General features: G+C 69.7%; 4 protein-coding genes. 3 read left to right on the forward strand and 1 reads right to left on the reverse strand.

The window, feature by feature from the left end; all coding sequences use genetic code 11:
• Positions 1-246 precede the first annotated feature (246 nt).
• The gene (locus tag LQD00_RS10615) at positions 247-4128 is read right to left on the reverse strand and encodes a Pls/PosA family non-ribosomal peptide synthetase (RefSeq protein ID WP_232717087.1); all 3882 of its coding nucleotides are present in this window, start codon (positions 4126-4128) and stop codon (positions 247-249) included.
• Between the two features lie 142 nt (positions 4129-4270).
• On the opposite strand from LQD00_RS10615, the gene LQD00_RS10620 reads away from it, so the two are divergent.
• From LQD00_RS10620 to LQD00_RS10630, 3 genes are read left to right on the forward strand one after another with little or no spacing between them, the layout of a single operon-like run.
• Positions 4271-5245: an alpha/beta hydrolase gene (locus LQD00_RS10620; RefSeq protein ID WP_232717088.1), complete on the forward strand. Its 975-nt coding sequence runs from the start codon at positions 4271-4273 to the stop codon at positions 5243-5245.
• On the forward strand, positions 5181-5636 hold the full coding sequence (locus LQD00_RS10625) for a YidH family protein (protein WP_232717089.1): 456 nt from the start codon (positions 5181-5183) through the stop codon (positions 5634-5636). The genes LQD00_RS10620 and LQD00_RS10625 overlap by 65 nt, the downstream gene beginning before the upstream one ends.
• Before the next feature lie 47 nt (positions 5637-5683).
• Positions 5684-5965, forward strand: a complete 282-nt coding sequence (locus tag LQD00_RS10630) for a hypothetical protein (protein ID WP_232717090.1) — start codon at positions 5684-5686, stop codon at positions 5963-5965.
• Positions 5966-6516 lie beyond the last annotated feature (551 nt).

The raw sequence follows: 6516 nt of genomic DNA on the forward strand, positions 1-6516 counted from the left end.
ATAGCGACGAGCCACGAAGCCCCTGGTGAGACGGCGTCACCAGCCCTTCGTGGCTCGCTTCGCTCGCACCTCAGGGAGCAGAGCGGCGTGCGCGCACCTCAGGGAGCAGAGCGGCGTGCGCGCACCTCAGGGAGCAGAGCGGCGTGCGCGCACCTCAGGGAGCAGGGGCCGCGCTCGCATTTCGAAGAGCAGGAGCCGCGGGCGCGGCTCAGTGAGCGCGGGTCGTGCGCTCGTTCCCCGATTGAACTACTCCGCCGCCGGCCAGGGGGCGATGGGATTGCCCTGCCAGCGGGTGTGCGCGGGCACGACGTCGCCGCGCATGACCAGCGAAGCCGGTCCGACGGTTGCCGATTCGCCGAGCCCCGACGCCGGAAGGGCGACGCAGTGCGGGCCGAGCGTCGCACCGGCGTCAAGGGTGACGCGGTCGATGGCCATCACGCGGTCGTGGAACAGATGTGTTTGGACGACGCAGCCGCGCTGGACGGTCGCACCGTCTCCGAGGCTGACCAGATCGGCCTCGGGTAGCCAGTAGGTCTCACACCAGACGCCACGTCCGATCCGGGCGCCGAGCAGCCGCAGCCACAGGTTGAGAATCGGTGTCCCGGTGGCGGCGTTGGCGAACCACGGTGCGGCCACGGTCTCGACGAAGGCGTCGGACAATTCGTTGCGCCAGACGAAGGAGCTCCACAGCGGGTGCTCGCCGACGGTGATGCGGCCGACGACAAGCCATTTCGCGGCGGCTGCGGTGCCACAGGCTACAGCGCCGATCCCGAGCAGCAGCAGCCCGCTGACCAGCGCGGCGACGCCGTAGTGCACGTGGACGGCCACAGACTGCAGCGCGATCAGCATGCCGACGCCGAGCCCGAAGGACACCATCACCGGGACGAGGCGCAGGGTCTCGATGACCGAACGCGCGACCTTCAGCTTCGTCGGCGGATCGAAGGTGCGCGAGGTGTCGGTCTCGGTGGCGGTGCGGCGCAGGCGGACCGGGGGACTGCCCAGCCAACTCGACCCCGACTTGGCCCGATTCGGGGTCGCCGACAGCACCGCCACCAGGCCGTTCTTGGGCACCTTGCGACCCGGGCCGGTCATCCCCGAGTTGCCGAGGAACGAACGCTTGCCGATCTTCGCCTCGTCGATGTGCAGCCAACCGCCGCCGAGTTCGTATGACGCGACCATCGTGTCGTCGGCCAGGAAGGCGCCGTCGCCGATGGTGGTGAACCGCGGCAGCACCAGTGCGGTCGAGATCTCGGTGCCCTTACCGACCTTCGCGCCCAGCACGCGGAACCAGATCGGCGTCAGCAGGCTCGCGTAGAGCGGGAACAGGTAGGTGCGCGCGGCGTCGAGGAGGCGTTCGGTCAGCCAGACCTGCCAACCGATCCGTGACCGCACCGGGTGGTAGCCGGTGGCCAGGCCCAGCGATGCCAGTCGCACCAGTGCGGCGGTGATCGCGGCGAAGACGACCAGGCTGGTGAGGGTCGCCGCCGGCAGGAGGATCACGGCGCGGATCGCGACGTCGCGCAACCGATCTGCCGACAGTGCCCACAGGCCGATGACGGCGAGGCCCGCCGCCAGCGAGATCAGCGGGATCGCGGCCAGCACCAGCGACGACAGTCCGTAGATCGGTACCCAGGCCCGCGCGCGCGGCGGCCGGTGGTCGGGCCACGGGTGCGCGACCTTGCCGACCTTGATCGCGGGTGAACCGGCCCAGTGCTGACGCGCCTTCACCCGGCCGAACACCGCCGAACCGGGTGCGACGACGGCGTCGCGTCCGACGACCGCGCCCGGCATGAGTGTCGACCGCGCACCGATGGACGCCCCGCGCTTGATCGCGATCTCACCGATGTGGACGACGTCGCCGTCGATCCACCAGCCGGCGAGGTCGACCTCCGGCTCCACCGACGCGCCCTCACCGACCGTCAGCAGTCCGGTGACCGGCGGGATCGTGTGCAGATCGACGTCGCGGCCGATCCGGGCCCCGAGCGCCCGGGCGAGGTAGATCATCCACGGCGCACCGGACAGGTTCGCCGCGCCGCTCGCATCGAGGAGTCGTTCTGCCACCCACAGACGCACGTGCACGCTGCCGCCGCGCGGGTACTCACCGGGCGTGACGCCCGAGAGGAGCAGCCGGGAACCCAACGCAGCGATGCACATCCGGCCGGGCGGGGTGATGAAGATCAGGAAGGCGACGAGCAGGACCCACCAGTTCACCTCGACCAGCCACGGGACCGACCGATCCAGCCGGTCGGCCACGACGACACCCAGGTTGTTCAGCACGCCGAGCCAGGTCGCCCACTGCAGACCGGTCAGGGTCGTCAGCGGAACGGTCAGCGCGAGCTGGGCGAGACCAGCCGCACGTGGCGTGGGTGCCACATCGCGTTCGACGATGCTGGTCGCCGGGCGGCGCGCGTCGAGCATCTCCGCCATCGACCCCAGTCGGGGATGGTCGTAGAGATCGGCGACGGAGATGTCGGGGTGGCGTCCGCGGATCGCGGTCACCAGTTGCGCGGCCGCGAGTGAACCACCGCCTTCGGCGAAGAAGTCCACGTCGGGATGGGTGATCCGGATGCCGAGCACATCGGTCCACAACTGGGCCAGCCACAGCTCGGTCTCGCTGAGTTCGACGTCGTCATCCACTGGTCTGCTGCTGCCCGGCAGGGGCCAGGGCAGCGCATCACGATCAACCTTTCCCGAAGTGCGCGTGGGCAGTTCGTCGACGAGGGCGAGGGTCGGGACCATCGCGGCGGGCAGGTGGCGGGTGAGTTCGGCGTGCGCTGCCGAGACGTCGAAGTCGGGGTCGGCGGAGACGAGATAGCCGACGAGCAGGCTGTTGCCCGCCGCGGACCTGCGCACCGCGGCAGCAGCTCCGCTCACGCCGGGCAGATTCTGCAGGGCGTTGTCGATCTCACCGAGTTCGATGCGCCGACCGCCGACCTTCACCTGGTCGTCGGCGCGACCCATGAAGACCAGCCCTGCGGGATCGAGGCGCACGAGATCGCCACTGCGGTAGGCGCGTTCCCATCCCAGCGTGGGCATCGGCGCATACTTCTCGGCGTCCTTGGTCGGGTCGAGGTAGCGGGCCAGCCCGACCCCGCCGATGACCAGCTCGCCGACCTCGCCCTCGGCGACGGGGTTGCCGTCCGCATCGACGACCGCGAGATCCCAACCGCGCAAGGGCAACCCGATGCGCACCGGGCCGGGTCCGCCGAGAAGGGCGGCACATGCGACGACCGTCGCCTCGGTGGGGCCGTAGGTGTTCCAGACCTCGCGACCGGGCACGGCCAAGCGGTCGGCGAGCTCGGGTGGGCAGGCCTCGCCGCCGAAGATCAACAGGCGCACCGCTTCCAGGGCCTCCGGCGGCCACAGTGAGGCCAAGGTCGGCACGGTCGAGACGACGGTGATGTCGCGGGCCACCAGCCACGGGCCCAGGTCCATGCCGCTGCGCACCAGCGATCGGGGTGCCGGGACGAGGCAGGCGCCGTTGCGCCAGGCGAGCCACATCTCCTCGCACGAGGCGTCGAAGGCCACCGAGAGGCCGGCCAGGACACGGTCACCGGGCCCGATCGGTTCGTCGGGCAGGAACATGTGTGCCTCGGCGTCGACGAAGGCCGCCGCATTGCGGTGGGTGACCGCCACGCCCTTAGGTGTCCCCGTGGAGCCCGAGGTGAAGATGATCCACGCGTCGTCGTCGGGGGCCGGACGTGCCGGCGCCGTGGCGGTCCCGGTGGCGGGTTTCGCCGGGCGCGGTCCGTCGGCGTCGACGATGGCATCCACCCCGGCCTCGCCGAAGACGAGTTCGGCACGCTCCTCGGGGTCGTCGGCGTCGACCGGGACGTAGGCGGCGCCGGCGTAGAGGGTGGCCAGGATCGCGACATAAAGATCTCGCGAGCCGGAAGGCATCCGGATGCCGACGCGGCTGCCGTGGCCGACGCCGACCTCGGCGAAACGCGCGACCGTGCGTCGGATCAGGGCCAGCAGCTGGCCGTAGGTGAGGGTGACGTCGCCGTCGTCTATCGCGGGAGCGTCCGGGTGCGCCCGGGCGGTCGCGGTGAGGACGTCGCACAGGGTGCGGGAATCGCCTGCCTGCGCGGACAGCAGGAACTGCGGAGGGATCTGCTCCTGCGTCACGGCCACCGTCTTGTCACGAGTTCGAGAATATAGCGGACCCCGGTGGCCGGCAGGGGGCGGCTTGGTGAATGTTTTGCTCGGCGTTTACCGGTTATACGGGGGGTGCCGGGGTGTAACTTCGGCTGAGACCAGGAGGAATCCCATGCCCATCGTTCACCACCGGCGGCCGAGCCTCCTGTCGTATCCCATCTGGTTCGGCTCGCGCGTGCTCCTGAAGCCGCTGCTCACGCTGTGGCCGATCAACAAGGCGGGCATGGCCGGACTGTTCCTCATCGATCGCGTCGTCGCTGTGGGACCCAAGCCCCGCGGCGTGGTGCGCGAACAGCTGACACTCGCCGGACGTTCCTCCGAACTGGCCATCCCGGCCGGCCCCTCGCGCCGCGACAGCGACACGGCGATGCTGTACCTCCACGGTGGGGCCTTCGTGGTGTGCGGTCTGGGTACACACCGTTCCATCGCCGCGCGACTGGCCAAGGCCTGCGAGGTCCCGGTCTTCTCGCTCGAGTACCGCCAGCTCCCGCAGGCTGGCGTGGGCGCGTCGGTGGCCGACGCCGTCGACGCCTATGCCGAGCTCATCAACGAACGCCACTACCGGCGGGTCATCGTCGCCGGCGACTCCGCGGGCGGATTCCTGGCCGCGAAGGTCGTCGAGGCCGCCGTCGAACGCGGACTCCCCGCTCCGGCCGCACTCATCGGCTTCTCCCCGCTGCTCGACGTCGACCTGGGTACCAACCCGGACCGGTCCAGCCGCTCCGACGCCTACCTGCCGAAGTCGAAGATGGCCAAGCTGGCGCCCCAGTTCGATCGCGGTCCCGTACCGCTGACCGGGGTACGCCGCATCGCCGACCTCGACCCGGTCGAGTTCCCGCCGACGGTCATGGTCACCGCCGAGGGGGAGATGCTCGAACCGGACGTCATCGGCCTTATCGAGACCCTCGACGAGGCCGGCATCGAGGCCCTCGCCCACAGCTACGCTTGGCAGGTACACGCGTTCCCGGTGCTGACCTCGCACCATCCGGAGACCATTCACGCGATCCAGGTGACCGCGGCATTTGCGAAGCAGGCGATACGAGAGGGCAAGAGCGCTGACGACCGAGAGGACCAACGGGCCGGCTGACGGAGCAGGCGCCGGACCCGGCAAGGGTGCGACGCCGCCCGCCGCGTCATCTGCCGCCCCGCCCGGCGCGGTCGACGCGCGCTTCACCCTCGCCGCCGAGCGCACGCTGCTCGCGTGGGTGCGCACCGCCCTCGGGTTCATGGCCGCCGGGATGGCGATCGTCTACCTGGCCCCGGACATCGACAACCCGGTCCTCGAACTGGTGCTGGGGCTCGTCCTCGTCGCCCTGGGCTGCTCCCTCGCGGTGATCGGTGCGTGGCGCTGGCGTCGCACACTGCGCGTGCTCCAACGCGGTGGGCAGATGCCGGGCCCGGCCCAGGTCCTGTTCGTCGTCACTGCGATAGTGGTGGTGGCCATCCTGATCGCGGTCGTCGTCGTGATCCAGGCGTGATCGAGTCCAGAACTGATCGCCAGCAACCGTTCTATCCAGGAGTTCCCGTGAGTACCGGCCCCGACTTCTCCCGCGGCGCGCAGACACTGTCGACGACGATGACCAGCATCGGCGCGGTCATCCTCATCGTCTGCATCGGCTGGCTGACCGTCGGCTGGTGGCAGGACGGACGCTGGTTCTGGGTGGCCGTCGGTATCGCCGTCATCGTGGTCAACATCGTGCTGATCGCCATGCAGATCCGCCGCCGCCTGAGCGAGCGCGTCAACGATCCGAAGAAGCCCCGCCGCCCGCTGATCGACACCTTCGACGATCTCGAAGACGAGCAGTAGCCCAGCTCCCTGAGGAGCGCGGGGCGGCCATCCACTGCTGCCTGAGGTGCGAGGGGCGCCACCACCACCGCTCCCTGAGGTGCGGGGGGGCACCACCACCACCGCTCCCTGAGGTGCGAGGGGCACCACCACCGCTCCATGAGGTGCGGGAGGCGCCACCACCGCTCCCTGAGGTGCGGGAGGCGCCACCACCGCTCCCTGAGGTGCGAGCGAAGCGAGCCACGAAGGGCCGGCGACGTCATCTCGCCAGGCCTTCGCGGCTCGTCGCTTGCGCTCCTCACACCTAGTAATAGCTCGAAGGTTGTGAAATACGGGACATCCTCCTGTTGTGGTCGTAAGGGCTTGGTGTCCCAACCACAACAAGGAGGATGTCGATGTCTGACGCTAGTCCCTTGAGTCGAGGAACGAAACGCCGAAACGACCGTTTGAGCCGACTGCGGGAGATCGTGCGCCGCGATTACGCGGTGGTGGCGATTGATCTGGCAGCCAAGAAACAGGTGATCGTCGTCGCCGATCATGACTCCCGCGTGCTGGCCCGCAAGACCTTTGCC

This window comes from Gordonia metallireducens, assembly GCF_021245825.1.
Classification (GTDB): Bacteria; Actinomycetota; Actinomycetes; order Mycobacteriales; family Mycobacteriaceae; genus Gordonia; species Gordonia namibiensis.

Excerpts from the sequence above, each read along its gene's own strand:
- LQD00_RS10620 (WP_232717088.1), top strand. The coding sequence starts at position 4,271 with ATGCCCATCGTTCACCACCGGCGGCCGAGCCTCCTGTCGTATCCCATC.